The following is a 26,575-nucleotide window of genomic DNA, read 5'->3' on the forward strand; positions in this document are numbered from 1 at the left end:
GAAGAAGCAAAAGGCACAATGTTCAAACTGAAGGCTTTTATTCCGGCGCTGTTCGGCCTCGCGCTGGTCGCGGCGCCCGTGCATGCGGCGGGCAATCTCGTTGCAGTGCTCGAGGCGGAGATCGTCACGCTCGATCCGCATTTTTCCACGGCCTACATTTCGCGCACGTTTGGCTACATGGTGTTCGACACGCTCTTTGCGAAAGACTCCAAGGGCGACATCAAGCCGCAGATGGTACAGGACTGGAAAGTCTCATCCGACGGATTGACCTATACGTTCACGCTGCGCGACGGCCTGAAATGGCATGACGGCCAGCCGGTCACGGCGGCCGATTGCGTGGCGTCGCTGCGCCGCTGGGGCACCCGCAGCGCGCTCGGCCGTCGCATCTTCGCGATCACGGCCTCGCTCGAGCCGACGGATGCGAAAACCTTCGTGCTGACGCTGAAGGAGCCGTCCGGCCTCGTGATCGATGCGCTCGGCAATCCCGTCAGCCCGGTCGCTTTCATGATGCCCGAGCGCATCGCGAAAACACCCGGCGACCAGCGCATCACGGAGATCATCGGTTCCGGCCCGTTCGTCTACAGCAAGGCCGATCACCGCACCGGCGATCGCATGATCCTGAAGAAATTCGCCGACTATGTGCCGCGCCCCGAGCCCGCCGATTTCCTCGCCGGCGGCAAGCGCGTCGGCATCGACACGCTCGAGATCCGCGTTATCCCTGATGGTGCGACCGCCGCGTCCGCGCTGCAGGCCGGGGAGGTCGACTTCATGCAATATGCGCCGTTCGATCTGTTGCCGCAGCTGGAAAAGAATTCCCGCGTCAAGCTGGTCAATTTCACCGGCGGCAACATGTTCGCCGGCGCCTATCGTCTCAACGCCGCATCGAAGCCGTTTGATGATCCGGAAATTCGCCGCGTGCTGTGGAAGCTGGTCGACCAGCGCGAGGTGCTGGATGCGCTCGGGCTCGATGCCAAATACGCGGCTCCCTGCGCGACGTTCTTCACCTGCGGCACCACCTATGAGAGCAAGGCGGGCACGGAAGCCGCCGCGAAGACGTCGATTGAAGCCGCGAAAGCTGCGCTGAAGGCGACCAAATATGCCGGCGAGCCCGTGGTCGTCATGGAAGCCAACGACCTCGAAGCCCCGCGTGTCTCGGCGCAGGTGCTGGCCGAGCGGCTGAAGCAGGCCGGGTTCAACGTCGATCTCCAGGTGATGGACTGGGCGAGTGTGCTGGCGCGCCGCGCCAAGAAGGAGGGCTGGAGCGTCTATGGCGTCCACGCCGGCGGTTTTGACCTGGGCTCGCCGCTGACCAACGTCATGGTCGCCTTCAACTGCGCCGACTTCACCGGCTGGCAATGCGATGCGCGCATCACGCCGCTGATGGAAGCCTTCGCCAAGGCACCTGCCGAGGAAGATCGCAAGAAAATCGCCGGCGAGATTCAGAGCGTCATGTACGATCAGGCGCCCGCGATCCCGTGGGGCCAGTTTGCGCAGCCGGCGGCCTATCGCGCCACCCTGCGTGGTCTGATACCGTCCGCGATCCCGGTGTTCTGGAACGTTGAGAAGTAACGCGATGTACGATGTCATTGTTGTCGGCGGCGGCTCCGCCGGCGCCGCTGTTGCGGCGCGGTTGTCCGAAGATCCCGCAAGGCGCGTCCTGTTGCTCGAAGCGGGGCTGGACTGGCGCGCGGACGAGGCGCCCTGGGAGGTGATGACGCCAAATCCGATCCCGATCATCCACAAGCGTGAGTACCAGGAGAAATGGCAATGGCCCGATCTCCTGACGCGCCGGGTGGCCGGGCAGGAGCCGCGCTTCTACTGGCGCGGCAAGGGGCTTGGCGGCTCATCGATGATGAACGGCCAGATCGCCATCCGCGGCGTCGCTGACGCGTTCGACGAATGGGCGGCCAATGGCTGCACCGGCTGGTCGGCCAAGGACGTGATGCCGCTGTTCTCGGTGATCGAGGATGATTTGGAATTTGGTGACGCCCCGGGCCATGGAAGCGGCGGACCGCTGCCGGTCTATCGCGCTCCGCCCGAGAAGTGGGGCCCGATCGATCGCGGCCTGCGCGATGCGGCGCTGGCGAGCGGCTATCCCTGGTGCGCCGACCTCAACGGTCCTGATGGCGAGGGCGTCGCCTGCTATCCCATCAACAGCCGGGACAGCCGCCGCATCACGACCAACGAGGGCTATCTCGAGCCGGCGCGCGGCCGTGCCAATCTCGAGATTCGCGGGCACGCGCTGGTCGATCGCGTGCTGATCAGCGACGGCCGGGCGACCGGCCTTCGTGTTCACATCGAAGGGCAGTGCACCCACGAGATCAGCGCGCGCCAGATCGTGCTCTGCGCCGGCGCCATCCACAGTCCGGCGATCCTGCTGCGTTCGGGCATCGGACCGGCGGATGAGCTGAAGGCGATGGGGATCGCGATCGAGCGCGATCTGCCGGTCGGCCGCCACTTCTTCGACCACCCGCTGTTTCGCGCCACGATCCAGCTCCACGAAAACCTGCGGCCGACCGATCCGGACACCCGCCACACCAATTGCTGCGTGACCTATTCCTCCGGCCTCGCCGATGGCGGCAAGCGCGACATGATCCTGATCGCGTTCAACCACCGCGGCATCGGCGTGCCCGGAGCGATCGGCGCCGGCCTGTTCAACGCCTATTCGCGCGGCACGCTCAAGCTGGCCTCGACCGATCCGGCGATCGATCCCATCGTCGAGGAGAACATGCTTGCCGATCCCCGCGACATGCTGCGCATGATGGACGCGGTGAAACGGCTGGCCGTGATCACCTCGCACCCGGCGCTTTCAGGCATTGCCGATTGGATCAGGCTGACCGACACCGATCTGACGCTGCCGCAAGCTGCGGCCTTGCCGGATCACGAGCTCGATGCGCTGCTGCGCCGCGAGACCGGAGACATCCAGCATGCCGCCGGCAGTTGCCGCATGAGCGGCGTTAACGACGCTGACGGCGTGGTCAACCCTGATGGCACGGTGAAAGGCATAAGCGGCCTGCGCGTGGCCGACGCCTCGATCATGCCGTCCGACTGCCGCGCCAACACCCACTTCACGACGGTGGTGATCGGCGAGGCGATTGCGCGGATGATGATGCGTTAGCGCTAGAAGTGATAGTTCACGCCTGCCGTCACGGCGTGAATGCGATCCTTCAGGCTGAAGATGTTGACGGTCGTGCCGGCCCCATTGCTGAGCAACGCGCTGTGGTCGCCGAAGTCGTAATAGTCGTACTCGAAAACCGCGGACCAATGCGGCGCGAACGCCCAGTCGACGCCGGTGCCGGCGGTCCAGCCGGTTCGGGTGCTGGCTCCGCTGGGATTGACGGGGACGCCACCAGCGGGCGTGAAGGCATCGTCAAGCTTTTCACGCGTCCAGGCGCCGCCGCCCCGGACGAACACCAGCCAGCGATCAGCGAACGCGTAGCCGAGCCGCGCGGTGGCCGAGGCCAGGAAGTCGTTGCTCATCGTGAACTGGCTGGGGACGACGACGCCGGTCACGAGGTTTCTGACGGTGCCGGCGTGCGAGTTGCGGAGGCTGCTCCAGGCCGCACGGCCTTCGGCACCCACGACCCATCTGGTCGCAAATTGATAGTCGCAGCCGACCTGTCCGCCCCCAACGAAGCCTGTTGAACTGAAGGAGACAGAGTTTCCAAGCGAGTTGGTGGTCCGGTCGTCGCTGACGACACCGCCGACGTGTGCGCCGACATAGCAACCGGTCCAGGTGAAGGGGATAGGCGCGAGGGGAGGTGCCTTCACCGCCAGATCAGCCGCCAAGGCCGCGCTGGAAAATCCCACTGTCAAAAGCATACCGGCGCAAAGATTGATGCAACGCGTCATTTCTGAAATGTCCCCACATGCCCAAAACGTGCATGCATCTTTGCCAGATATGGTGGGCGTGGCGGAAGGTCGCATCGATGCGATCCATACAAGTTTTGGTAGAGCGTGGCGCAAATGTCACGCAATGAGGTTGCGGCCTGAGGATGACAGCTCGATGAAGCTGCTGCTCAGATCACCCCCACCAGCCGGAGTGCCACGCCCGCGGCGCAGCTGCCGGCGAGCACGGTGAGCATGCCGAGCTTGAAGCGGAAGATCGCGGTTGCGGCCGCGATTGACAGCAGCAGCGCCGGGATGTCGATGCTGGTCAGCACCGGCCTGTCGAATGCGAACGGGAAAGCGTGCACCGGAACGGTCTCGCGAAACAGCGTGTGCAGCGCGAACCAGATCGAGAGGTTGAGGATCACGCCGACGACAGCGGCGGTGATCGCGCTGAGTGCGCCGGCGAGGCCCGTGTTGCCGCGCAGGCGCTCGATGTAGGGGGCTCCGACGAAGATCCAGAGGAAGCAGGGGGTGAACGTGACCCAGGTCGCAAGCAGTCCGCCGAGCGTCGCTGCAAGCATCGGCGACAGGCCGCCTGGATCGCGATAGGCGGCCATGAAGCCAACGAACTGAAGCACCATGATCAGCGGACCCGGCGTGGTCTCGGCCATGCCGAGACCGTCGAGCATCTCGTGCGGCTTCAGCCAGTGATAATGCTCGACCGCCTGCTGCGCAACATACGCCAGCACCGCATAAGCGCCGCCGAACGTGACCAGCGCCATCTTGGAGAAGAACAGCGCGATCTGGCTGAACACGCTGGCTTGACCAAGAATCAAAAGCAGCGCGATCACCGGCACCAGCCAGAGCGCGAGCCATAGCGCACCGACGCGGATCGCGCGCGCGGTGTTGGGGCGCACATGTTCGGGAACGGCTTCGCCGAGCATGCTGTCGATCACGGCGGTGCTGCCGCCGGGGCCGTGGGCCGCCGGGGCAAACTCCGGACGGCCGGTTCGCGCGCCGACATATCCGATCACGCCGGCGGCGACGATGATGATCGGGAAGGGGACCGCGAAGAAGAAGATCGCGACGAAGGCGATTGCGGCGAGTGCAATCATGATGCGGTTCTTCAGCGCGCGCTTGCCGACGCGCACCACGGCTTCGAGGACGATGGTCAGCACGGCCGCCTTCAGCCCGAAGAACAGCGCCTCGACGAAGCTGACATTGCCGAAAGCCGCGTAGATGTAGCTGAGGCCCATGATGGCGATGATGCCGGGCAGGATGAAGAGCCCGCCCGCCATCAGCCCGCCGGCGGTGCGATGCATCAGCCAGCCGACATAGGTAGCCAGCTGCTGCGCCTCCGGTCCGGGCAGGAGCATGCAGTAGTTCAGCGCATGCAGGAATCGGCCTTCGGAGATCCAGTTCTTCTCCTCGACCAGGATGCGATGCATCACCGCGATCTGGCCCGCGGGGCCGCCAAAGCTCAGGCAGGCGACGCGGAGCCAGACGCGGAAGGCTTCACCGAAGCTGATGCCGTGACCGGCATCAGCCCCCGTTTGATTGGCGCGGATGTCCATCACGCCTTCACCTTGTTGGTCGGCCAGTTGTGGGTCTCGGCCGAAGCGTCGCGGCACCAGCGGTAGAAGGCGTCGTAGAGCGTCATGCCGGCTTCGAGCTGCTCGAGATCGTCGTCGTACATCCGCGACAGCCCGAGCGAGGCCGCGAGCAGGCCGGGGGCTTCCGGCGCGAGGTCGGGCCGCGCGGTGTCGGCGCCACGGACTAGCGTGGCAAGCCGCAGCAGCGGGGGCGTGGCAATCCCGAATTCCTCGATCATCACGTCGAAGGTGCAGAGCTCGCCGCGGTGGCTCCAGAACACGTTCTCGATGTCGAACGGCGCCGCGTTGAAACGCTCGCCCACGGCGACCACTTCAGAGGGCGCGACGAACAGGAACACCGCGTTGGGATCGACGAAGCGGCGGATCAACCAGGGGCAGGCGATGCGGTCGACCTTCGGCCGGGCCCGCGTCACCCAGACGGTGCGTCCCTTGGCGTCGCGCGGCGGCAGTTTTGCAGCATCGACCAGCGGCAGCTTTGCGTTCTTCCAGCCCTCGAAACCGCCTTCCAGCGTCTCGGCCTGCACGCCGAGCTGGCGCAGCCAGGCGGCCGTGCCCTGTGCGAGCTTTTCGCCGCGGAGGCAGGCGACGATGGCGGAACGGCCGGAGAATTCGCCGCCCCAATCCGGAACGTTGTCGTGGCTGAGCTTGATCGAGCCGGGAATCAGTCGCCGGTCGGCGGCAAAATCCTCGTCCGTGCGCACGTCGATCAGGACAGGTGCGTTCGCCGTGCCAATCAGCCGTGCCAATTTGTCAGATGATATCGTTGTGTAGGAAGACATGATGCGCCCTCGTAGAAACAAGCGGGACGCGATACTTGGGCTTGTCGCCTCGTGGGGAGATCGCTCAGTCCCCATGAGCGTCATTACAACGAAACCGCCCCGGGCTGTCAATCGGCTCGTTGACTTGATTTTGCCCGGACATTCCGCAGGTCTATATTGCGGGTCAACGGACCGGACCTTTCGGAGACTTTTCGATGCATTCCCATTCGATCGAACAATGGACCCATGACCACGCCTTCCTCGGCGAGAAGCACGACGAGAACGAGCGGCGCACCTGGCTCGTGGTCGTCCTGACCCTGGTCATGATGGTCGGCGAGATCGTTGCCGGCTCGCTGTTCGGCTCGATGGCGCTTTTGGCCGACGGCTGGCACATGGGCACGCATGCGGCGGCGCTTGGCATTGCCGCTTTCGCCTACCGTTTCGCGCGCCGGCACTTGGGGAATGCGCATTTCACCTTCGGCACGGGCAAGTTCGGCGATCTCGCCGCCTTCTCCAGCGCGATCATCCTGGGCCTGATCGCGGTCGAGATCGCCTATGAGAGCGTGCTGCGGCTGTTCACGCCGGTGCCGATCGTCTATGGCGAGGCCATCGCGGTCGCCGCCCTCGGCCTCTGCGTCAACCTCGTTAGCGCGTGGCTGCTGCGCGACAGCCATGATCACCATCATCACGGCCATGACTACGGCCTTGGGCATGCGCATGATGATCACGACGATCACGGTCATCACCACCATCATCACGACAACAATCTTCGTGCGGCCTACGTCCACGTCATGGCCGATGCGGCGACCTCGGTGCTGGCGATCGCAGCGCTGGTGGTCGCGATGTATTCGGGATGGGTCTGGGCCGATCCGGCCGTCGGCCTGATCGGTAGCGCCGTGATCGCGAGCTGGGCGTTCGGCCTGGTCAAGTCATCAGGCGCGGTGCTGCTCGACGTGCGCGCCGACGAGAAGCTCGAACGCACCATCCGCGCGCGGATGGAAGTCGGCGAGGACCGCGTCACCGACCTGCATCTCTGGCAGGTCGGGCCCGGCCATTGCGCCGTGCTGGTCTCCGTGGTGTCGGACAAGCCGAAGCAGCCGGCCGTCTACAAGAAGCGGGTCGCTGGGCTGAAGGGCCTGAGCCACGTCACGGTCGAGGTCGAGACCTGCCCGCATTGATGTGATCTGCCGAAACGGAATTCGGCGGCGCGGCCGGGGTTGATCCTCGGTCGCAGCCATACACGGCTCTGCAAGAGGGACCAAGGATGATGCCCAGGATCAAGTTTGCTCTCGCCGTCGCCGCGCTGGCTCTGTCCGGCCACGCGGCCGTTGCGCAGTCCGAGAAATCGGGCGTCGAAAAGCTCTACGTCCTCAATTGCGGGGAGGGCACCGCGGGCGATATCTCGCGCTGGACGCCCGGCCTGAACGAGGGCAAGGCGATGGATTTCGTCGACAGCTGCTATCTCATCAAGCACAGCAGCAAGGGCTGGTTCCTGTGGGACACCGGCATCGCCGATGCCGTCGCCGCCATGCCGAATGGCCTTGTCCCCGCCGATCCCAAGGCCGTCACCTGGCGCCGGCCGAAGACGTTGGCCGCCCAGCTCGAACAGCTCGGCCTTAAGCCGGATGACGTCAAGGCGATGGCGGTGTCGCACACGCACCCTGATCACACCGGCAATGTCGAGCTGTTCCCGCAGGCCACGCTCTACGTGCAGAAGGCCGAATATGACTGGCCCGGCGCCAACAACGAACCGCGCTTCAAGCCCGCGCATCCGGTCGAGTTGCTCGCGGGTGACAAGGACGTATTCGGCGACGGCAGCGTGACCATCCTGTCGACGCCCGGCCACACGCCGGGACACCAGTCTTTGCTGGTGAAACTGCCGAAAACCGGCGCGGTGGTGCTGTCGGGCGACGCCGTCCACTTCAAGGACAATTGGGACAACCGCCGCGTCCCCAGCATGAACGCCAACAAGGACCAGAGCGCGGCGTCAATGCAGAAGATCGCCGACACGCTCGGTAAGGAGAAGGCGCAGCTCTGGATCAACCACGACAAGGCCCAGCGCGACAGCCAGAAGATGGCACCTGAGTTTTACGACTAACGTTTGCGCCGAGGCTGCTGCCATGACGCTGGCAGCAGCAGCGTGTTACGGCCCCAGAGAGCTCCGCGACAGGAGATGATCGTGGGAGAGTGGGCCGGGGTTGCGATCGCGCTGGCGTCGAGCAGCCTCGGCGGCACCGCCGCGGCGATCACCCGCTATCTCGTCGGCGGCGCGGATCCGGTTCTGCTGGCGATCCTGCGCTGGGGGATCGGCTTTCTCTGCCTCCTGCCGTGTGCGCTCCTGCTTCGCGTGCGCTGGCCGCAGCGGCCCGACTGGCCGGCGGTGGCGCTGCTCGGCATCTGCTTCTTCGGCCTGTTCATCATCCTCTACAATATCGCGGTGTCCTACACGACCGCCGCGCGCGCCAGTCTCGCGCTGGCGACGCTGCCGCTCCACACCATGGTGGTCGGTGCGATCCTCGGCGTCGAGCGGCTGACGGCGCGCAAGATGATTGGCGTTGGCATCGCCGTGCTCGGCGTGGCGGCGGCGCTGGGCCCGCCGGGCGCCTGGCGCGGCGAGTTGATCATGACCTGCGCCGTGTTCTGCATGGCGTTCTACAACGTGCTGTCGCGCCCGCTGATGCAGCGCTCCAGCGCATTGGGTTTTCTCACCGTCGGCATGGGCGCGGGCGCAGCCGTGCTGGTGCTGGCGGGGTTCGTGAAGGGCAGATTTGCGGCGCTCGATCATTTCACGACGGCGCAGTGGATCGCCGGCATCTATCTCGGCATCGGCGGCGGCGCGCTCGCCTTCATCCTCTGGGTGATGGCGCTGGCGCGGCGACGCCGACCCGCGTTGCCAATACCATGACGGTCAATCCGATTGCTGCGACCTTGCTTGCGGCGCTGCTCATGGGCGAGCCGATCACGGCAAACCTTCTGATCGGGCTGGTTGCTGTGTTCGCCGGCATCTGGATCGCGACCAGCCAGGCGAAGCCGGCCTAGCTGCGCGGTGCCGTGACCGGGGGCGGGCTGGCGTCTGGTGTCTTCTTCGGCTTAAGCGTGCCGGCGTAGAACGAGAGCAGCCAGACCAGGATGATGGCGAGGAGATAGACGCCCCAGGCTTGCGGCGGCGTGGTTGCCCAGCGCAGCAGGCCTTTGAAGGTGCGGGGCGGGCTGTTGTCTTCGCTCATGGCCCGCTTGTGCGCGAAAGCCTTGGCCCGGTCAATCCGGCCGCCGCTCGGCGCGGATCAGGAACAGCGCCGCCAGCGCCGAGAGGCTGAGTGCGGAGGAGACCATCAGCACCTTGGCGCCCATGACGTCGATGAGCAGGCCGAAGGCCAGCGGCGCCACGGCCTGCGCCATCCGTGCCGGCGCGCCGATGATGCCGAGGCGGTAGCCGAAATCTTTCGGGCCGAAGATTGACAGCGGCAGCGTGCCGCGCGCGATCGTGAGAATGCCGTTGCCCGAGCCGTGGAGCAGCGCAAACGCGGTTGCGGCGGGCGCGCCGAAGATGGCGACGACGGCGGCGCCGAGCGGGTGGGTGACGCAGGCAAGGCGCGTCGACCACAGCGGATGGAAGCGGCTCAGGAAGCCCGCTTCGAGAATGCGCGCGGCCACCTGTGCCGGGCCGATCAGCGCGCCGGCCGCGATGGCCTCGACATGCGTCGCACCTGTGGCCTCCAGCAGGCGCGGGAAATGGACGGCCATTGCGCCGGTGACGGTCCAGACCGCCGCGAACACGAAGGCGAGCAGTACCATGGTGCGGTCGAGCGGCAGATGCGGCTTCTCGGCCGTCGCCGCGGCCTGCCTGGCGCCCTTGATGGCCGGCAGCATGAAGAAGTTCAGGGGCAGGCCGATCAGGAGATTGGCGGCCGCCCAGGCAAAACAGGTCTCGCGCCAGCCGATATGGGACAGGCCCCAGGCGGTGAGGGGCCAGCCGACGGTGGAGGCGAAGCCTGCCATCAGCGTGATGCCGGTGATTGGCCTGCGCGCCTCGGTGCCGTAGATGCGGCTCAGCGCGGCGAAGGCGGCGTCATAGAGCCCCATCGCCATGCCGATGCCGAGCACGAGCCAGGCGAACGCCATCACCGCCAATGAGTGCGAGAGGCCGAGCAGGACGAGACCCGCGGCCATCGTCAGGTTCGAGACCGACAGCACCTGCCGGCCCCCGAACAGATCGATCTGCCGCCCGATGCGCGGGCCGAGCATCGCCGAGATCACCAGTGAGGCCGAGAACGCGCCAAAGATCCAGTTGGAGGAGACGCCGAGGTCGCGCGCCATGGGATCGGCGAGAAGCGCCGGCAGATAGTAGCTGGAAGCCCAGGCCAGGGTCTGCGTGGTGCCGAGCGCCAGGATGATCGGAAGCTGGCGCTGGCTCATCTCGGTGCGATTCTGGTCTCGGTTTGCGGCGGTGCCATCGGCTGCATTTGCGGCCCGTGGCGAGAGCGCGTCAACAGCGTCCGCGGCATATTCGATCTGCTGCGGACGGGAGCCTTGGTTGCGCACGGTTCGCGCGTGGCCTTTCGCTCGTCACGAATGCACGCCATAATGGCGCATGCAATGGACCTCGCGCCTCGCGCTGATGAACTGGCTGACGGGCCAAGGGCTGACGGGCCTGCCCGAAAACGAGCTGCTCCGCGGCTTCTGCGAGCGCTGCCGCGCCGAAGGGCTGGAACTCTCGCGCGGGCTCGTCGTGATCGACACGCTGCATCCGATCTATGAGGGCCGCGGCTTCCGGTGGAGCGACCGGCAGAGCAACGAGAGCGATGTGTTCGAATATGGTTCGACCGCCGAAGGCGATGCCGCCAAGAGCTGGCGCCGCTCGGTGTTCTTCCACATGCTCGAGCACGGCGAGGACGAGAGGGTGATCGACCTTGCCGACGCGCCGTCGATGGATTTCTCACAGATCGGCGAGCTCGCGGAAAAAGGCCACAAGCACTATCTCGCCTTCGTGCATCGCTTCGGCGAGAACGGCGCGCTCGGCCTGATGGATTGCCTCTATTCCTGCTGGACCACGCGCCGCGACAGCGGCTTCTCCGAACCCGAGCTCGAAGCTCTGCGCGATCTCGTGCCGGTGCTGGGGCTCGCGATCAAGTCGGCGCAGCAGGTCGACATCGCGCGAACCCTCGGCCGCGTCTATCTCGGCCGCGATGCCTCCGCTCAGGTGCTGGGCGGGCGCATCACACGCGGCGTCACCGAGCGCATCAATGCCGTGCTGTGGTATTCGGATTTGCGCGGCTCGACCGGGATCAGCGAGAGCATCGGCCCCGACGAGATCATCCCGTTCCTCAACGACTATGCCCAGGCCGTGATCGACACGATCCACGATGCCGGCGGCGACGTCCTGAAGCTGATCGGCGATGGCGTGCTCGCGATGTTCTGGGGGGAAGACATGTCGGACGCGCGGCGCGCTGCGCTACGCGCCGAGCATCTGTTCCGCAAGAACGTCGCTGCGCTGAACAAGCGGCGGGAGGCCGATGGCCGTCCCACGACGTCGGCCTATATCGGCCTGCATGTCGGCGAGGTCTTTTACGGCAATATCGGCAGCGCGGACCGGCTCGACTTCACCGTCGTCGGCCCCACCGTCAACGAGGTTAGTCGCATCGCCTCGATGAGCCGCTCGGTCGACCGCGAGCTGCTGGCCTCGGCCGAGTTCTACAAGGGCCTGGACGCCACCGGCCGTCGCTACCTCGTCTCCACCGGGCGCTACGCGCTGCGCGGCATCGGCCGCGCGCAGGACCTCTACACGCTCGATCCTGAGGTCGATACGAGCGAGCCGGTGACCGGGAGCTACGAGCGATATCTGGCGAATTAGCGGCGGATCGCAGGGGCCGAGACATTGGGCGTTTTCGTTCGATCCTTGGCGGGCCATTGTTCGGAAAGCGGCGGCATCGAAGTCTCCTTGCCGGTCATGCGCTCAATGGCGACGGCGTAGACGGTGATGATGTCGAGCCGCGGGAAGAACCCCTTCGGTCGCGTCGTATCCGGCTTGCCGTATTTGGCCATCAACGTTTCGCAGAACCGCTGCTTGATGCCCGTGTCGCCCACGACCCTGATGCGGCCGAACAGGCATATGCTTCGATAGGCGAGACCGGAATCGCATTCGAACCGGCCATAGTCGAAGACACCTTCGTGCTCATCGATCTCGATGCAGACGCGGGGATCTCGCTCGATGTTTGCGCGCAGATGTCCCCGGGCGGCTGTCGTGTGCAGATACACCTCACCGTCGAGCCAGAGATAGAGGAGCGGGATACAGTAGGGAAAGCCGTCCTCGCTGACTGTCGCAAGATGGCCAGCATATCCGCGTGCCAGCATCTCCAGGATCCGCTCCTGCGACATGGCGCGGTCCTCGCGACGGATTTGCGGTGAACTCATGGTGCAAGACGCTCCGCGCCGCCATCCGAATGAGCGGACATTTCAGGTTTCCTTGTTATCCGAAACAGGATAGAAAAATAGTGGTCTTGAGCAAAGGTCCACTTGGCCCTATTGCAGCATACCACTTCCCGACGTGCGCTCACCTGTCGGACGAGGACCCGTGAAGAGCAGGCAGAGCTGGGCAGAACTCTATTCCTTCAGCGTCGACCGCACGGCGGAGGCGCCGGTATTCCGCCAAATCTACCTCGAGCTACGATCGGCAATTCTGTCCGGAGCGCTTCGTCCGGCGGCCAAGTTGCCCTCGACGCGCGACCTTGCGGCGCAGCTCGGCGTCTCGCGTACCGCAGTTGTTTCGGCTTTCGAGCAGCTGCTGGCCGAAGGTTATGCCTTCGGCAGGAAGGGGGCGGGGACTTATGTTGCGTCCGATCTGCCTGAACCGTTTGCCGCGCCTCATGGCCGCAAGACGCGGGCGGCACCGGCCGCGGCAGGCGCGGCCTCCTTTCACGGCCTCGGCGATTTCGTCGATGTGACGACGCAGAATGACGAGCGTCCCTTCAACCTGGGTCGCACGCTGTTGGATGCACGTAGCGCCGAATTGTGGCGCAAACTCACGGCGCGCACGCTGCGATCGTTTGAGCGACATCATCTCGGCTACGGCGATCCGCGTGGCTTGCTGGAGCTGCGCAAGTCGGTTTGCGACTATCTTCGGGCCGCACGCGGCGTGCGCTGCGAGGTCGATCAGATCGTGATCACCGCCGGCACGCAGCAAGCCGTGGACATCGCCGCACGTGTCATGCCCGGGCCGGACAAGGAGGTCTGGATCGAAGACCCCGGCTATACCCTGACCCGTCTTACGCTCGCTGCGTCAGGCGCGAAGGTTTGCGCCATCCCGGTTGACCAGCACGGCGTCAACGTCACGGAAGGGATCCGCCGCGCCCCGAAGGCGCGCGCAGTTTTCATAACGGCCTCGCACCAGTTTCCGACAGGCGTTCCCCTGTCGATGGCGCGCCGCCTCGAACTTCTCGCCTGGGCCCGCGAGTCCGGCGCCTGGATCATCGAGGACGATTACGCCAGCGAATTCCGCTACGGCGGCCGTCCCCTCGCTTCGCTTCAGGGCCTGGATGAGGCCGGCCGTGTCATTTACGTCGGAACTCTCAACAAGGCGCTCTTCCCCGGACTGCGGCTTGGCTACGCCGTGCTGCCACACCCGCTGGTGCGGAATTTCGTTGCCGCGCGCTATCTGATCGACCGTCAACCGTCGAGCCTCTGCCAGTCCGTTGCTGCGGCCTTCATGGAGGAGGGGCATTTCGCAGCCCACATCCGCAGAATGCGGGAAGTGTATCGCCGCCAGCGCGATACCCTCGTTGCGGCACTGAGGCGGCGCCTGGGCGACCATTTGTCGGTCGAGCCGCCGGACCAGGGCATGCACCTGGTTGCCTACACGCGACGGGGACTGTCCGACGTGAAGATCGAACGGGCCGCTCGCGACCACGGCGTCACCGTTCGCGCGATGAGCCGCCACTATATCGAGGCCCCGGCGCAGTCGGCGCTGATGCTGGGCTTCAGCGGCTACCCGCAGCAGACCATTGCGCCGGCGGTTGCCCGACTGGCGCGGGCCATCGCCACTGATTGCGTACCGGACTAGCACCGCGCCGGCACTTCGTCCCCCACCATGGCGGGCTGCCGATCCAGCGCCACGGCGGGAGAGAGCCAGATTACCAGCGCCTGCACGCCGAACACGGCGGCTGCGAGATACAGGCAGGCTTCCGCGCTCCAGAGGCCGCCGACGATCGCGCCCAGCGCCGAGCCGAGCGGGCGGGCGCCGTAGCTCATGATGTTGATGGCGGAGACGCGTCCGAGCAGGCGCGGCGGCGTCACGGACTGCCGCAGGGTCGTGGTCGAAATCACCCACAGGATCGGCCCGACCCCGAGCAGGAAGAAGCTCAAGGCTGCGAGCCAGGGGGAGGGGACCAGCACCGTCAGCGCCATCACCACCGCAGCGACGAAACCTGTGACCGGGCCAAGGCCGACCACCGTGCCGAAGGCGATGCGCTTCATCACGCGCGTGGCGAACAGCGCGCCGATCACCATGCCGACGCCGTACATCGTCAGCACGGTGCCGACGCCTGCGGCGGTCAGGCCGAGATGGCGTACCGCATAGGGCACGAACACGGCGATCTGGAGGAACCAGCCGGTGTTGAAGATGAACTGGGTGATGAACACCGGCCGCAGCAGCGGATGGTGGAACACGAAGGCCGCGCCCTCCCGGATGTCCTGGAACGGATGGCGCCGCGGCGAGGGCGTCCGGGTGGGCTCGTAGATGCCGGAGAGCAGCACGACGGCGATGGCCGAAAGCGCTGCGGCGAAGCCGAAGGCCGGGCTCGCGCCCCACCAGCCGACCAGTGCGCCGCCGAGCGCAGGCCCGCTTGCAAAGGCGATGGTGCGGGCGAGCTCGATGCGGGCATTTGCCGACGGCAACAGCTCCGCGCTCACCAGCGAGGGCACCAGGGCCGGCGCCGCCACGCTGTAGACGACCGTGCCGCATACGGCGGCAAAGCCGAGCAGAGCGAGCAGCGGCAAATTGAGCGCGCCAAGTGTGAGCAGCAGCACGATGGCCGCCAGCGCGACCGCGCGCAGCGCTTCGGCACCCGCCATCAGCGAGCGGCGGGAGATGCGGTCGGCGAGTAGGCCGGCCGGAATGGCGAACAGGACAAAGGGCAGGGTGAGGGCGGTCTGGAGCAGGCCGGTCTGGCCTTCCGCAACACCCAGCGTGAGCACGGCGACGATGGGGGCCGCGGCCAGCGCGATCTGCTCGGCCGATTGCGCCGCCAGGTTGGACCAGGCGAGGCGGTTGAAGGTGTCTGGGAGGCGAAGCGGGTTTGACATGGCGCATTTCCTGCAAAGTCGTGTTGCCGCCAGTATCCGCCCCCGAGGACGGCCAAACCCACCCGCTTCCCGACAGGGCGGCCAATAACCGCCGCGCCGGGAACTCATGCGGCTAGATGCAGTTGCAAATGAGTTGCAATAAGCTTCGACTTCGGTATTCTGCTGATATGGATGCCCGCTCCCCCGATTTGACCCAAGATGCCGCCGGCTGGCGCACTGATGCGCCTGCTACCAAGAGCCTCGCCGAGGTGAACGCCACGATTGCCATCCCCACGGCGGGGGTGTGGTGGCGGCGATTCCTCGCCTTTGTCGGCCCCGGCTATCTGGTCTCGGTCGGCTACATGGACCCCGGCAACTGGGCGACCGACCTCGCCGGAGGGTCGAAGTTCGGCTACACGCTGCTTTCGGTCATCCTGCTCTCGAATTTGATGGCGATCCTGCTCCAGTCGCTGGCGGCGCGGCTCGGCATCGTCACCGACCGCGACCTCGCGCAGGCCTGCCGCGCGACCTATTCGCCGGCGGTGAACTTCCTGCTCTGGCTCGCCTGCGAGGCGGCGATCATCGCCTGCGATCTCGCCGAGGTCATCGGCACAGCGATCGCGCTCAAACTGCTGTTCGGCATTCCCCTGATCGGCGGCGCGCTGCTTGCCGCGCTCGATGCGTTCCTGCTGCTGCTCCTGATGAACCGCGGCTTTCGCTTCCTCGAAGCGTTCGTCATCGCGATGCTTGTCGTGATCGCGGTCTGCTTCGTGGTCCAGATCGTGGCCGCGGCGCCGCCGATGGCGGAAGTCCTGCACGGCTTCATGCCGAAGACCGAGATCTTCACCAATCCGGAAATGCTCTACATCGCGATCGGCATCATCGGCGCGACCGTGATGCCGCATAATCTCTATCTGCACTCCTCGATCGTGCAGACGCGCGCCTATGAGCGCAACGACACCGGCCGGCGCGAGGCGATCAAATGGGCGACGACGGACTCGACCATCGCCCTGATGCTGGCACTGTTCATCAATGCAGCGATCCTTGTCGTGGCAGCCGCGACCTTCCACAAGAGCGGCCATTCCGACGTCGCCGAGATCGGCCAGGCCTTCGAGCTGTTGTCGCCGCTGCTCGGCCTCGGTATCGCCTCGACGCTGTTCGCCATTGCGCTGCTCGCCTCGGGCCTGAACTCGACGGTGACGGCGACGCTCGCCGGCCAGATCGTGATGGAGGGCTTTCTCGACCTGCGCCTGCCGAGCTGGGCGCGGCGATTGCTGACGCGCGGCATCGCTATCGTGCCGGTGATCGTCGTCACCGCGATCTATGGCGAGCGCGGCACGGCGGATCTCCTGGTGTTCAGCCAGGTCGTGCTGTCGATGCAGTTGCCCTTCGCCGTGATCCCGCTGGTCCGCTTCGTATCGGATCGGCGCAAGATGGGCAAGTTCGCGATACCGCCATACGTCGCCGCGATCGCGTGGATCGTCGCGGGCATCATCGTGATTTTGAACGTGAAGTTGCTGGTGGATACGCTGTTCGGGTGAGTGCGCTTGCGGTTATGGCCGCTAGCAGAGTCCACTCATATGCTTGAACTTCCAGAGCGAGGGCAGTCCTTGCGGGCTGGTCTTCGGGACGTAACCCCGCAGCATCTTCGGTCCCTTCTGCTTGAACTCCTCGATCCCGCATGATGTCGGGCCTTCGTACACGCTCACTGTCACGACATAGAAGTCGGGAAGAACGTCCTCGATCCGGGCTTCGGATTCGACGTTGGCGTTCGGGCGCCGCCACGTGTGAATGATTTTGCGGCCAGGCTCGGGCTTGTCGAACAAGGGAAGGTCTGGCGCGAAGAGATCAGCGACCTCGCCAGCCTTGCCGATCGGCTGGCCGTAGTCCTTGAGGAACGCGCGAAGCTTCGGGGGCAGAGGTGTCACCGCGATACAGCGGCCAAAATAGTCCTTGTGGCCGGCGTCACAGGCATGGGCGTCGATGCTCGACGGGATGATCAACGACAGTGCGAACAGGACGGAAATTGCAGACCGCAAGCACGGGCCTATTCTCGCCGCGGGACGTCGAACCACCGCTCCCTTAATCCTGCGGCTCTGACGTCGCGTCACCTTGCGCATCGATGCGCAGCCAGCCTGACGGCGCGAGGCGCTGCTGCGGCAGGAAGCGGGCCTTGTAGTCCATCTTCTTGGAGCCTTCGATCCAGTAGCCGAGGTAGACGTAGGGCAGGCCCTGACGTCGCGCCCGTGCGATATGGTCGAGGATCATGAAGGTGCCCATCGACCGGCTGACCTGGCTCGGCTCGAAGAACGAATAGACCATCGACAGGCCGTCGCTGAGCACATCGGTCAGCGCCACCGCGATCAGCTCCTCACCGCGGCCGGTGATGCCGCTGTCGGGGCCGCGCTTGCGGTACTCGATGATGCGGGTCTCGACATGGCTGTCCTCGACCATCATGGCGTAGTCGAGCACGGTCATGTCGGCCATGCCGCCATGGCGGTGGCGGGAGTCGAGATAGGCGCGGAACACCGAATATTGCTCGGAGGTCGGCACCGCACTGCGCTGCTCGCCGATGATGTCGGCGTTGCGCGCGATCACCTTGCGGAAGTTCCGGGAGGGGCGGAATTCGTTGGCGACCACCCGGACGGAGACGCAGGCGCGGCACTGGTCACAGGCCGGCCGGTAGGCGATCGACTGGCTGCGGCGGAACCCGCCATGGGTCAGGAGGTCGTTGAGGTCACCTGCGCGCTCCCCCACGAGGTGCGTAAACACCTTGCGCTCATGCCGGCCCGGCAGATACGGGCAGGGAGAGGGCGCCGTGAGGTAAAATTGGGGGGTGTCGCGCGAGTGCTGGGTCAAGGGACGTCGTGGGCCTCCAAAGTGGGCATTAACATCGCGCTACGAAGGCCCCCGGTCAATCGGTCTACTCGGCAGGTCAGATCAGTCAGTTTAGTCGGTCCTGGTTGATAGGTTCTTGATCATCAGGCTCTCAGTAGGTCCTTGCCGCCTGCGGCACGGGCGCGCGGACGGAATTGTTGATCACGACCGTTCCCAGCACGACATCATGCAGCAGGCGCCGGCGGCCGTTGAACAGCCCAACCAGCACCACGAAAGGTGTCAGGAACGAGACCGTCACCCAGAACAGCACGGCATGGGTGGCGCCGAGCACGAAATAGCCGGGCGCGCCGTACCAGGTGCGCAACTCCAGATCCATCAGGCGCATGCCGATCGTCGCGGACGACGGACCGCCGATGCAGGCACCGTAATAGACGATCGCCCAAACAACGGAGGCCGGCCAGGCCAGCCAGAACAGCGCCCAGCCGATGCCGAGCGTGACGATGCCGAACAGCGCGATGAAGATGTAGCCGAGGATCACGGGAACGGAGATCACGACCATGTCGATCAGGAACGCGAACGCCCGCCGCGTTGCCACGCCACGGAACAATTCCGGGTGCAGATAGGGATCGAAGGCGTGCGGTTGCATGGCGCCGTCATTGCGCCAGGCATTGCGCGAGTCCGAATACGACATAGTCCGTTCTCCCAAGGGAAACTCCCGTGGCAGGACATGGGAGCAAGTCATCCCCGTGCCAAGGGCGTGCGGGCGTCAACAAGCCGAAATATTCCGGCAATTCGGGGGCGGGGCTGTTACCGCTGTCGTTCAGGGAAGGCGTCGTAGGGTGGGCAAAGGCGCGTTAGCGCCGTGCCCACCATCGTTCCGCGATCGCTAGCTGGCATGGTGGGCACGCTTCCGCCTTCGCTCTTCGAGCTACGGCGGACAAGCCGCTTGGCCCACCCCGCGATACCTTACGTTTGGCTCCGCAGCTTCTCCGCCACCTTCGGCGCAAAATAGCTGAGCACGCCGTCGGCGCCGGCACGCTTGAACGCCAACAGGCTCTCCATCATTGCGCGCTCGCCGTCGAGCCAGCCATTGTTGGCGGCGGCTGCGATCATCGCGTATTCGCCGGAGACCTGGTAGGCGAAGGTCGGCATCGCAAAGGTGTCCTTCACGCGCCGGACCACGTCGAGATAGGGCATGCCGGGCTTCACCATCACCATGTCGGCGCCCTCGGAGATGTCGAGATCGACCTCGCGCAGCGCCTCGTCGGTGTTGGCGCTGTCCATCTGGTAGGTGCGCTTGTCGCCGGTCAGCGTCTTGGCCGAACCGATGGCGTCGCGGAACGGGCCGTAGAAGGCGGAGGCGTATTTGGCCGCATAGGCCATGATCTGCACGTCGAGCAGGCCAGAGCGGTCCAGCCCCTCGCGGATCGCGGCGACGCGGCCGTCCATCATGTCGGAGGGCGCGATGATGTCGCAGCCGGCTTCGGCCTGGACCAGCGCCTGACGCACCAGCACCGCGACCGTCTCGTCGTTCAAAATCTTGCCGTCGGAGATCAGGCCGTCATGGCCGTGGCTGGTGAAGGGATCGAGCGCGACGTCGCAGAGGATGCCGATGTCAGGAAACTCCTTCTTGATCGCGCGCACCGCCTGGCAGACCAGGTTGTTCGGATTGGTCGCCTCGGAGCCTTCCTCGTCGCGCAGGGACGGGTCGGTGTAGGGAAACAGCGCGAGGCAGGGGATGGTGAGCTTCATGGCGCGCTCGGCCTCGCGCACGGCCTGGTCGACGCTGAGGCGGTCGACGCCCGGCATCGAGGCGATCTGCTCGCGCTTGTTGTTGCCGTCGATCAGGAACAGCGGCCAGATCAGATCGTCGGTGGTCAGCACGTTCTCGCGCACCATGCGCCGGGCCCATTCGGCCTTGCGGTTGCGGCGCGGGCGGACGGCCAGATCGAGGGCAGGGGAGGCACTGGCGCCATCCCGGCGCGAAACCTCGCGCAATTCGATCGGGCGTCCGTATTTGATCGCCATCATTCTTCCTCCGGCTGGAATTATTCTTATACCAGCTCGCATGGTTCCCGTCACCGCGGCTTGACCTGCCGCAAGGCAAAATTGAGGTCAATCGGGCAGCCGATTGATTTTGCGGGGCGAAGCAGCCAGAAGGGGACCATGTCCGAAATCTCCACCCGCGATGCGGCCCGCGACGGCGCCAGTGCCAGGGACGCCGCCAGAGACAACGCCAGAGACAACGCGATGTCGGTGGCGGCGATCTCGTCGGAGCGCCCCGAGTCCGACGACAATGTCTGGACGCGCCGGCTCGTGCTGTTCCTGCGCGTGATGGCGCTGCTGTCGATTCTGAAGGGCCTCTATCACTGGGCCCAGGTCACCGGCTTCGTCGGCGGTGAGGACGAGGCGTTCGAGAACCAGTCGATGGCCTGGCAGGCCGCCACGGTCTATTTCGCCGTGATCGAGCTCGTTGCCGCGGTCGGCCTCTGGCTTGCGACGCCCTGGGGCGCGGTGGTGTGGCTGACGACCGTGGTGTCGATGGCGGTGATCGAACTGATGTTCCCGGGCATCTACGGCGGCAGCCTGATCGTCGTCGGTGTCGAAGCCTTCATGCTCGCCGCCTATCTCGCGCTCGCCTGGATGGCCGCGCGCGAGCGGCCGCCGTAGCGCGCTTGCGATTTCAACGCACACTCACACTCTCTCGTGCCCCGGACGCAGCGCAGCACGCAGTGATGCGCTGCTGAGCCGGGGCCCAGCTCTCCACGATCTCGTTTGCGGCTTCTGGGTCCCGGCTCTGCGCTCCGCTTCGCTGCGCTTGTCCGGGACACGAGAGCGGCATTTCCGAAGTCGTGGCTTGGTTGACCGTTGGTTGCCTAAAATTCGAGGTAACTTTTCATTGACTCCGTGCGTTCCGCCACAGCTCTTACGCGCCCGTTTCGAAACGGGGCGGCCCTGTACTGGAATGCGACAGAGGTGGCGGACGGAGGGTGAACAGGACCTTGCGAGGGTCAACAGACGGTTGCGAAAAGCCCTTGTGACACAGGCTTAATCCGCAATTCACTGTCTTAAATTCATGATCTCTTTATTCTCTTATTTAAGCCGATCTTCAAACGCCCCCCTTAAGTTGCACCTATCAGACGGAGCAAAAGTTTCGTCGAATGAGTGTCGATAAAAACGACAACAGGGGAAGTGTCATGATGAAAGCCGTCGCAACTGCGGCAGATACCGCAGAGCGCGTCTCCGGCCAGCAGGGTTCGGTGCAGTCGCTCTATCTGGAAGCTTTGACTCTGGTGGAGCGGCTGCATCGCCGGCTCCTCGACGTCATCAAGGATGAATTCGATCGCCGCGGCCGTGCGGACATCAACTCGGTCCAGGCGCTCCTGCTCTACAACATCGGCGACAAGGAGCTGACCGCGGGCGAGCTGCGCACGCGCGGTTACTATCTCGGCTCCAACGTCTCCTACAATCTGAAGAAGCTCGTCGAGCTCGGCTTCCTCGATCATCAGCGCTCGCGCGTCGATCGCCGCTCGGTGCGCATCCGCCTGACCCCGCAGGGCCAGGAAGTCCGCCGCATCGTCGACTCCCTCTACCAGAAGCACGTCAAGACGGTGGAGCAGGTCGGCGGCATCTCGGGCGAGGAGTTCTCGACCCTCAACAAGTCGCTGCACCGCCTCGAGCGGTTCTGGACCGACCAGATCCTGTATCGTCTCTGAGTTCTTTGCGACGGGACTTGGCCAAGCCGGCCCATAACAAGACCGGCAAGCCTCCCGAACGTGCCTGACCTCCCCAAGCGCGCCGGCCCGGCTCTGCCCCGGACCGGTGCGTTTTGTCGTTTCGCGACTGCGAAATAATTGCCGGCCAGGCGGAACCAGTTCCCCGCACCGCAGTTGTTACTGCGGATCGGAGGATGCGATGCTGGTCGAGCGCGGGCTTCAGGCAATGAACGTCGAACTCGTGAGCGACGCCTATGCCATCGCAGCCAACTACCTCCGCCGCTCCGGCGCGATTCCCGACACGCTGGTCACCAACGAAAGCCTGCTCGAGATCATCATCAAGCTGCTCCAGCACGGCGAATTGAACAAGATCAGGCTCGCCAACAAGGCCATTGGCCGGTTCGAGGCCCAGTCCGGGGCCCGCGCGGTTGCCTGATCAAAACTCCCAAAATTCGACAGAACCAGAGGGTGATATGGAAGCTGCCATCGACCGGATCATGCAGACTTATGACCTGCTCGCGAACCGCACGTCCGCGGCGAGCGCGGAGGCACGGGCCAAGGTCACGAACTACCTCAATACGTTGATGGAAGCCGGCGAGAAGGACACCCACAGGTTGACGGTGTGCGGACTGACCTATCTGCGCCAGCTCGACGGCAGCGTCGATCCCGTGAAGGCGGGGTATACCGGGCTGTAGGGGCAGGTCCGGCCCGCATCGGCACGGATTTTAAGGTCCAAATCGGACCCTTCAGGACTGACCGGGGCGGACGGTTCAAGCAGCCGTCCTCTCGCCCGGATCCTTCAATCCCCACCATATCTGGCATAATTCTCGCTCTCGACCCGCAAATACTTGGCCGGGGGCGGGTGATGTGGTAGATCGCGCTCGCCGCTTCCGATCGCCACACCAGACCGCCCGTAGCCCGCCAAAAGGCTGCGGCGGTGGAGATATTCGCAAGATGACCTCAGCCAGAACCGCCTCCGCGCCCGACTCGTTTTTCACCGCCTCGCTCGACCAGGCCGACCCGGAAATCGCCGCCGCCATCAAGGGCGAGCTCGGCCGGCAGCGCCATGAGGTCGAGCTGATCGCCTCCGAGAACATCGTCAGCCGTGCCGTGCTGGAAGCGCAGGGTTCGGTGATGACCAACAAGTACGCAGAGGGTTATCCGGGCGCGCGCTACTATGGCGGTTGTGAGTGGGTCGACGTCGCCGAGAACCTCGCGATTGATCGCGCCAAGAAGCTGTTCGGCGCCAACTTCGCCAATGTGCAGCCGAACTCCGGCAGCCAGATGAACCAGGCGGTGTTTCTGGCGCTGCTGCAGCCCGGCGATACCTTCATGGGCCTCGACCTCGCGGCCGGTGGCCATCTCACACACGGCTCGCCCGTCAACATGAGCGGCAAGTGGTTCAAAGCGGCGCACTACACCGTGCGCCGCGAGGACCAGATCATCGACATGGACGCGGTCGCCAAGCAGGCCGAAGAGGTCAAGCCCAAGCTGATCGTCGCCGGCGGCTCGGCCTATTCGCGCGCCTGGGACTTCAAGCGTTTTCGCGAGATCGCGGACAGCGTCGGCGCGTACCTCCTGGTCGACATGGCGCACTTCGCCGGTCTCGTCGCCGGCGGCGTGCATGCCTCGCCCGTGCCGTATGCCCACGTCACCACCACCACCACGCACAAGTCGCTGCGCGGTCCGCGCGGCGGCCTGATCCTCTCGAACGACGAGGCGCTCGCCAAGAAGCTCAACTCGGCGATCTTCCCGGGCCTGCAGGGTGGCCCCCTGATGCATGTGATCGCGGCGAAGGCGGTCGCCTTCGGCGAGGCGCTGCGTCCGGACTTCAAGATCTATGCGAAGAACGTCGTCGAGAACGCCAAGGCGCTGGCCGAGGCGATGAAGAGCCACGGGTTCGATATTGTCTCCGGCGGCACCGATAACCATCTGATGCTGGTCGACCTCAGGCCGAAGGGCCTGAAGGGCAACGTCTCGGAGAAGGCGCTGGTCCGCGCCGCCATCACCTGCAACAAGAACGGCATTCCGTTCGACCCCGAAAAGCCCTTCGTCACCTCGGGCCTGCGTCTCGGCACCCCGGCGGCGACGACCCGTGGTTTCGGCGTCGCCGAGTTCCAGCAGGTCGGCGGCATGATCGCCGAGGTCCTCAACGCGATCGCGCAGTCCGACGACGGCAAGGCGCCGCTGGTCGAAGCCGCGATCAAGGAACGGGTCAAGGCGCTCACCGATCGGTTCCCGATCTATCAGTAAGGTCTAGGGTAAACGGATGCGCTGCCCGAACTGCAACAGTCTCGATACGCAGGTAAAGGACTCGCGTCCGACCGAGGATTCTTCCGTGATCCGCAGGCGGCGCGTGTGTGTCGCCTGCAATTTCCGCTTCACCACCTTCGAGCGCGTGCAGTTGCGCGAGCTCACGGTGATCAAGCGCAACGGCCGCCGCGTGCCGTTCGACCGCGACAAGCTGATGCGCTCGGTGTCGATCTCCTTGCGCAAGCGGCAGGTCGAGCCGGAGCGGGTCGAGAAGATGGTCTCCACCATCGTCCGCGAGCTCGAGACCGGCGGCGAGGCCGAGATCTCCTCCGAGGTGATCGGTGAGACCGTGATGGAGCATCTGCGCACGCTCGACGACGTCGCCTATGTGCGCTTTGCCTCGGTCTATCGCAATTTCCGCGAGGCCAAGGATTTCGCCGACGTGCTCGGCGAGCTCTCCGGTGAGGAGGAAGCGCGGCTCGCCGCGATCCGCAAATGATCTTCCGGATCCTGGAGGATCAGTTCGCGCAGAACGCCCGCGAGTCCAAGGACGCTGATCGTCGCTTCATGCAGCTGGCGCTGGCGCTCGGCAAGCGCGGGCAGGGGCGCACCTGGCCCAATCCTGCCGTGGGCGCTGTCATCGTGAAAGACGGGGTCATCATCGGCCGCGGCTGGACGCAGCCAGGCGGGCGACCGCATGGCGAGCCCGAAGCGCTGCTGCGGGCCGGCGAGGCCGCGCGAGGCGCCACCCTCTATGTCACGCTGGAGCCGTGCTCGCATTTCGGCAAGTCGCCGCCTTGCGCAGACGCGGTGATCGCCGCCGGCATCACGCGGGTGGTCGCGGCGATCGAGGATCCCAATCCGGAAGTCGCGGGCCAGGGTCATGCGCGCTTGCGCGCGGCCGGCATCGCGGTGGAGGTGGGTCTGTGCGCGGCAGAGGCCGCGTTCGACCACGCCGGGCATTTTCGCCGAATCCGTGACAAGCGCCCGCATGTGATCCTGAAGCTCGCGGTCTCGCCTGACGGCAAGATCGGTGCGGCTGGCGGCAAGCCGCTTGCGATCACGGGCGAGGCCGTGCGCAATCGCGTGCATCTGCTCCGCGCACAGAGCGACGCCATCCTGGTCGGCATCGGCACGGTGCTGGCGGATGATCCGCAGCTCAACTGTCGCCTGCCGGGCATGGAAGCGCGTTCTCCCATACGCGTCGTGCTCGACCAGAATCTGCGCATTTCGGCCGCGAGCCAGCTTGGTCGTTCCGCGCGGGAGACGCCGCTCTGGGTGATCGGCTCCGAGCTTGCGGAAGCCGCCGCCGCCACGCGGCTCGGAGCGGCCGGCGCTCAGATCATCCGCGTACCACCAGGAAACGCTTCCGGGTTTGATCTTTCGGCCGTGCTGCATGTGCTGGCGGAGAAAGGCATCACGCGGCTGATGGTCGAGGGCGGCAGCCGTGTCGCGGCGTCCTTCGTCGCGGCCGACCTCTCCGACGAGATCTGGCTGTTCCGCGGAGCGGAAGGGGTCGGCCCGGGCGGCGTCGATGCGCTCGATGCATTGCCCCTGTCGAAAATCACGCAGTCGCAGGCCTATAAGGTTCATGCTAGCGAGACATTCGGCAAGGATACTCTCACCATCTACGAGCGCGCGTAATGTTCACTGGCATTGTCACCGATATCGGCGAGATCGTCGGCTTTACGCCGACAGCGCAGGGCCAGTTGCACAGGCTGCGCATCGCTTGCCGCTACGATCAGACCACCATCGCCGACGGCGCCTCGATCGCCTGCAACGGCGTCTGCCTGACGGTGGTTGCTTCCGGCGTCGAAGGCGGCCGAACCTGGTTCGACGTCGATGCCGCCGCCGAGACGCTGGCGCTGACGACTGCAAAGCACTGGAAGGTCGGCACGAGGCTCAATCTCGAGCGCGCGCTCAAGATCGGCGACGAGCTCGGCGGCCATATCGTCGCCGGCCATGCCGACGGTGTCGCCACCCTCGTCAGTCGCGAGGACCTGCCTGATATGGCGCGGTTCGAGCTCTCGACCACGCGGGAGCTCGCGCGCTTCATCGCCACCAAGGGCTCGATCACGCTCGACGGCGTTTCGCTGACGGTCAATACGGTGAGAGACGTGACCTTTTCGGTGCTGATCATCCCGCATACGCTGACGGTCACGACGATCGGCGGCTGGAAAGCGGGCGCCGAGGTCAATATCGAGGTCGACCTGATGGCCCGCTATGCCGCGCGGCTGACGGAAATGAAGTGACGGCGGAGCCGTTATTCCGGGATGGTCCGAAGGACCAG

27 protein-coding genes and 1 pseudogene are annotated in these 26,575 nt (G+C 65.3%); 16 read left to right on the plus strand and 12 right to left on the minus strand.

The window, feature by feature from the left end:
• The first annotated feature begins 18 nt into the window (after window positions 1–18).
• A complete protein-coding gene (locus HAP41_RS22040; RefSeq protein ID WP_166097077.1) occupies window positions 19–1,569 on the plus strand; it encodes an ABC transporter substrate-binding protein in 1,551 nt (516 codons plus the stop codon).
• A gap of 4 nt (window positions 1,570–1,573) precedes the next feature.
• The gene (locus HAP41_RS22045; protein ID WP_166097076.1) at window positions 1,574–3,118 is read left to right on the plus strand and encodes a GMC family oxidoreductase; all 1,545 of its coding nucleotides are present in this window, start codon (window positions 1,574–1,576) and stop codon (window positions 3,116–3,118) included.
• Between the two features lie 2 nt (window positions 3,119–3,120).
• Here HAP41_RS22045 and HAP41_RS22050 read toward each other — a convergent pair whose 3' ends face one another.
• From HAP41_RS22050 to HAP41_RS22065, 4 genes are all read right to left on the minus strand, one after another.
• Window positions 3,121–3,771, minus strand: a complete 651-nt coding sequence (locus tag HAP41_RS22050; RefSeq protein WP_248577222.1) for an outer membrane protein — start codon at window positions 3,769–3,771, stop codon at window positions 3,121–3,123.
• 7 nt (window positions 3,772–3,778) lie between these two features.
• Window positions 3,779–3,940: a hypothetical protein gene (locus HAP41_RS22055; RefSeq protein ID WP_166050174.1), complete on the minus strand. Its 162-nt coding sequence runs from the start codon at window positions 3,938–3,940 to the stop codon at window positions 3,779–3,781.
• Window positions 3,941–4,019: 79 nt separating this feature from the next.
• Window positions 4,020–5,405 (minus strand): chromate efflux transporter, encoded by a 1,386-nt coding sequence (gene chrA / locus HAP41_RS22060; protein ID WP_166105853.1) that lies wholly within the window; start codon window positions 5,403–5,405, stop codon window positions 4,020–4,022.
• Window positions 5,405–6,223 (minus strand): chromate resistance protein ChrB domain-containing protein, encoded by an 819-nt coding sequence (locus tag HAP41_RS22065; RefSeq protein WP_166097075.1) that lies wholly within the window; start codon window positions 6,221–6,223, stop codon window positions 5,405–5,407. The genes chrA and HAP41_RS22065 overlap by 1 nt, the downstream gene beginning before the upstream one ends.
• 194 nt (window positions 6,224–6,417) lie before the next feature.
• On the opposite strand from HAP41_RS22065, the gene dmeF reads away from it, so the two are divergent.
• The 3 genes and pseudogenes from dmeF to HAP41_RS22080 all read left to right on the plus strand — a co-directional run bounded on the left by dmeF (window position 6,418) and on the right by HAP41_RS22080 (window position 9,241).
• The gene (dmeF, locus tag HAP41_RS22070) at window positions 6,418–7,380 is read left to right on the plus strand and encodes a CDF family Co(II)/Ni(II) efflux transporter DmeF (RefSeq protein ID WP_166097074.1); all 963 of its coding nucleotides are present in this window, start codon (window positions 6,418–6,420) and stop codon (window positions 7,378–7,380) included.
• An 86-nt stretch (window positions 7,381–7,466) separates the two neighbouring features.
• Window positions 7,467–8,300, plus strand: a complete 834-nt coding sequence (locus HAP41_RS22075; protein WP_166097073.1) for an N-acyl homoserine lactonase family protein — start codon at window positions 7,467–7,469, stop codon at window positions 8,298–8,300.
• A gap of 81 nt (window positions 8,301–8,381) precedes the next feature.
• Window positions 8,382–9,241: pseudogene (locus HAP41_RS22080) on the plus strand (DMT family transporter).
• Here the strand turns inward: HAP41_RS22080 and HAP41_RS22085 are convergent.
• Together HAP41_RS22085 and HAP41_RS22090 are read right to left on the minus strand one after the other, a co-directional pair.
• On the minus strand, window positions 9,238–9,429 hold the full coding sequence (locus HAP41_RS22085) for a hypothetical protein (protein WP_014494760.1): 192 nt from the start codon (window positions 9,427–9,429) through the stop codon (window positions 9,238–9,240). The pseudogene HAP41_RS22080 and the gene HAP41_RS22085 sit on opposite strands and share 4 nt — an antisense overlap.
• Window positions 9,430–9,460: 31 nt before the next feature.
• Window positions 9,461–10,618, minus strand: coding sequence for an MFS transporter (locus tag HAP41_RS22090; protein ID WP_166097072.1), 1,158 nt, complete (start codon window positions 10,616–10,618; stop codon window positions 9,461–9,463).
• A 175-nt stretch (window positions 10,619–10,793) separates the two neighbouring features.
• On the opposite strand from HAP41_RS22090, the gene HAP41_RS22095 reads away from it, so the two are divergent.
• Window positions 10,794–12,053, plus strand: coding sequence for an adenylate/guanylate cyclase domain-containing protein (locus HAP41_RS22095; protein ID WP_166097071.1), 1,260 nt, complete (start codon window positions 10,794–10,796; stop codon window positions 12,051–12,053).
• Here HAP41_RS22095 and HAP41_RS22100 read toward each other — a convergent pair.
• A complete protein-coding gene (locus tag HAP41_RS22100; RefSeq protein ID WP_063982847.1) occupies window positions 12,050–12,613 on the minus strand; it encodes a pyridoxamine 5'-phosphate oxidase family protein in 564 nt (187 codons plus the stop codon). The genes HAP41_RS22095 and HAP41_RS22100 overlap by 4 nt on opposite strands.
• 160 nt (window positions 12,614–12,773) lie before the next feature.
• Here HAP41_RS22100 and pdxR point away from each other — a divergent pair, with 160 nt between their 5' ends.
• On the plus strand, window positions 12,774–14,258 hold the full coding sequence (gene pdxR, locus HAP41_RS22105) for a MocR-like pyridoxine biosynthesis transcription factor PdxR (protein WP_166097070.1): 1,485 nt from the start codon (window positions 12,774–12,776) through the stop codon (window positions 14,256–14,258).
• On the opposite strand, the gene HAP41_RS22110 is transcribed toward pdxR, so the two are convergent.
• The gene (locus HAP41_RS22110; RefSeq protein ID WP_135215699.1) at window positions 14,255–15,499 is read right to left on the minus strand and encodes an MFS transporter; all 1,245 of its coding nucleotides are present in this window, start codon (window positions 15,497–15,499) and stop codon (window positions 14,255–14,257) included. The genes pdxR and HAP41_RS22110 overlap by 4 nt on opposite strands.
• A 167-nt stretch (window positions 15,500–15,666) precedes the next feature.
• Here HAP41_RS22110 and HAP41_RS22115 point away from each other — a divergent pair, with 167 nt between their 5' ends.
• Window positions 15,667–17,019, plus strand: coding sequence for an Nramp family divalent metal transporter (locus HAP41_RS22115; RefSeq protein WP_063982850.1), 1,353 nt, complete (start codon window positions 15,667–15,669; stop codon window positions 17,017–17,019).
• 21 nt (window positions 17,020–17,040) lie between these two features.
• Here the strand turns inward: HAP41_RS22115 and HAP41_RS22120 are convergent, their stop codons facing one another.
• From HAP41_RS22120 to hemB, 4 genes are all read right to left on the minus strand, one after another.
• Entirely contained in the window at window positions 17,041–17,517 is a 477-nt protein-coding gene (locus tag HAP41_RS22120; RefSeq protein WP_166097069.1) for a hypothetical protein, read from the minus strand.
• Between the two features lie 43 nt (window positions 17,518–17,560).
• Window positions 17,561–18,337, minus strand: a complete 777-nt coding sequence (locus HAP41_RS22125; protein ID WP_014494765.1) for an arginyltransferase — start codon at window positions 18,335–18,337, stop codon at window positions 17,561–17,563.
• Window positions 18,338–18,467: 130 nt separating this feature from the next.
• Window positions 18,468–19,007 (minus strand): RDD family protein, encoded by a 540-nt coding sequence (locus HAP41_RS22130; protein ID WP_135215696.1) that lies wholly within the window; start codon window positions 19,005–19,007, stop codon window positions 18,468–18,470.
• Window positions 19,008–19,282: 275 nt separating this feature from the next.
• A complete protein-coding gene (gene hemB, locus HAP41_RS22135) occupies window positions 19,283–20,344 on the minus strand; it encodes a porphobilinogen synthase (protein ID WP_063986325.1) in 1,062 nt (353 codons plus the stop codon).
• 138 nt (window positions 20,345–20,482) lie between these two features.
• Here hemB and HAP41_RS22140 point away from each other — a divergent pair, with 138 nt between their 5' ends.
• From HAP41_RS22140 to HAP41_RS22175, 8 genes are all read left to right on the plus strand, one after another.
• The gene (locus HAP41_RS22140; RefSeq protein ID WP_028155097.1) at window positions 20,483–20,986 is read left to right on the plus strand and encodes a DUF6163 family protein; all 504 of its coding nucleotides are present in this window, start codon (window positions 20,483–20,485) and stop codon (window positions 20,984–20,986) included.
• A 527-nt stretch (window positions 20,987–21,513) separates the two neighbouring features.
• A complete protein-coding gene (ldtR, locus tag HAP41_RS22145) occupies window positions 21,514–22,032 on the plus strand; it encodes a transcriptional regulator LdtR (RefSeq protein ID WP_011087797.1) in 519 nt (172 codons plus the stop codon).
• 199 nt (window positions 22,033–22,231) lie between these two features.
• The gene (locus HAP41_RS22150) at window positions 22,232–22,468 is read left to right on the plus strand and encodes a hypothetical protein (protein WP_028152498.1); all 237 of its coding nucleotides are present in this window, start codon (window positions 22,232–22,234) and stop codon (window positions 22,466–22,468) included.
• Window positions 22,469–22,505: 37 nt separating this feature from the next.
• Window positions 22,506–22,727 (plus strand): hypothetical protein, encoded by a 222-nt coding sequence (locus tag HAP41_RS22155; protein ID WP_008131709.1) that lies wholly within the window; start codon window positions 22,506–22,508, stop codon window positions 22,725–22,727.
• A 259-nt stretch (window positions 22,728–22,986) separates the two neighbouring features.
• Entirely contained in the window at window positions 22,987–24,285 is a 1,299-nt protein-coding gene (gene glyA, locus HAP41_RS22160) for a serine hydroxymethyltransferase (RefSeq protein WP_028152497.1), read from the plus strand.
• 16 nt (window positions 24,286–24,301) lie between these two features.
• The gene (gene nrdR, locus HAP41_RS22165; protein WP_007603426.1) at window positions 24,302–24,784 is read left to right on the plus strand and encodes a transcriptional regulator NrdR; all 483 of its coding nucleotides are present in this window, start codon (window positions 24,302–24,304) and stop codon (window positions 24,782–24,784) included.
• Window positions 24,781–25,929, plus strand: coding sequence for a bifunctional diaminohydroxyphosphoribosylaminopyrimidine deaminase/5-amino-6-(5-phosphoribosylamino)uracil reductase RibD (gene ribD, locus HAP41_RS22170; RefSeq protein ID WP_166097068.1), 1,149 nt, complete (start codon window positions 24,781–24,783; stop codon window positions 25,927–25,929). The genes nrdR and ribD overlap by 4 nt, the downstream gene beginning before the upstream one ends.
• Window positions 25,929–26,537, plus strand: a complete 609-nt coding sequence (locus HAP41_RS22175) for a riboflavin synthase (RefSeq protein ID WP_085399860.1) — start codon at window positions 25,929–25,931, stop codon at window positions 26,535–26,537. Before ribD ends, HAP41_RS22175 begins: the two co-directional genes overlap by 1 nt.
• Window positions 26,538–26,575: the final 38 nt, after the last annotated feature.

The sequence above is a fragment of the Bradyrhizobium barranii subsp. apii genome (assembly GCF_011516635.5).
Classification (GTDB): Bacteria; Pseudomonadota; Alphaproteobacteria; order Rhizobiales; family Xanthobacteraceae; genus Bradyrhizobium; species Bradyrhizobium barranii.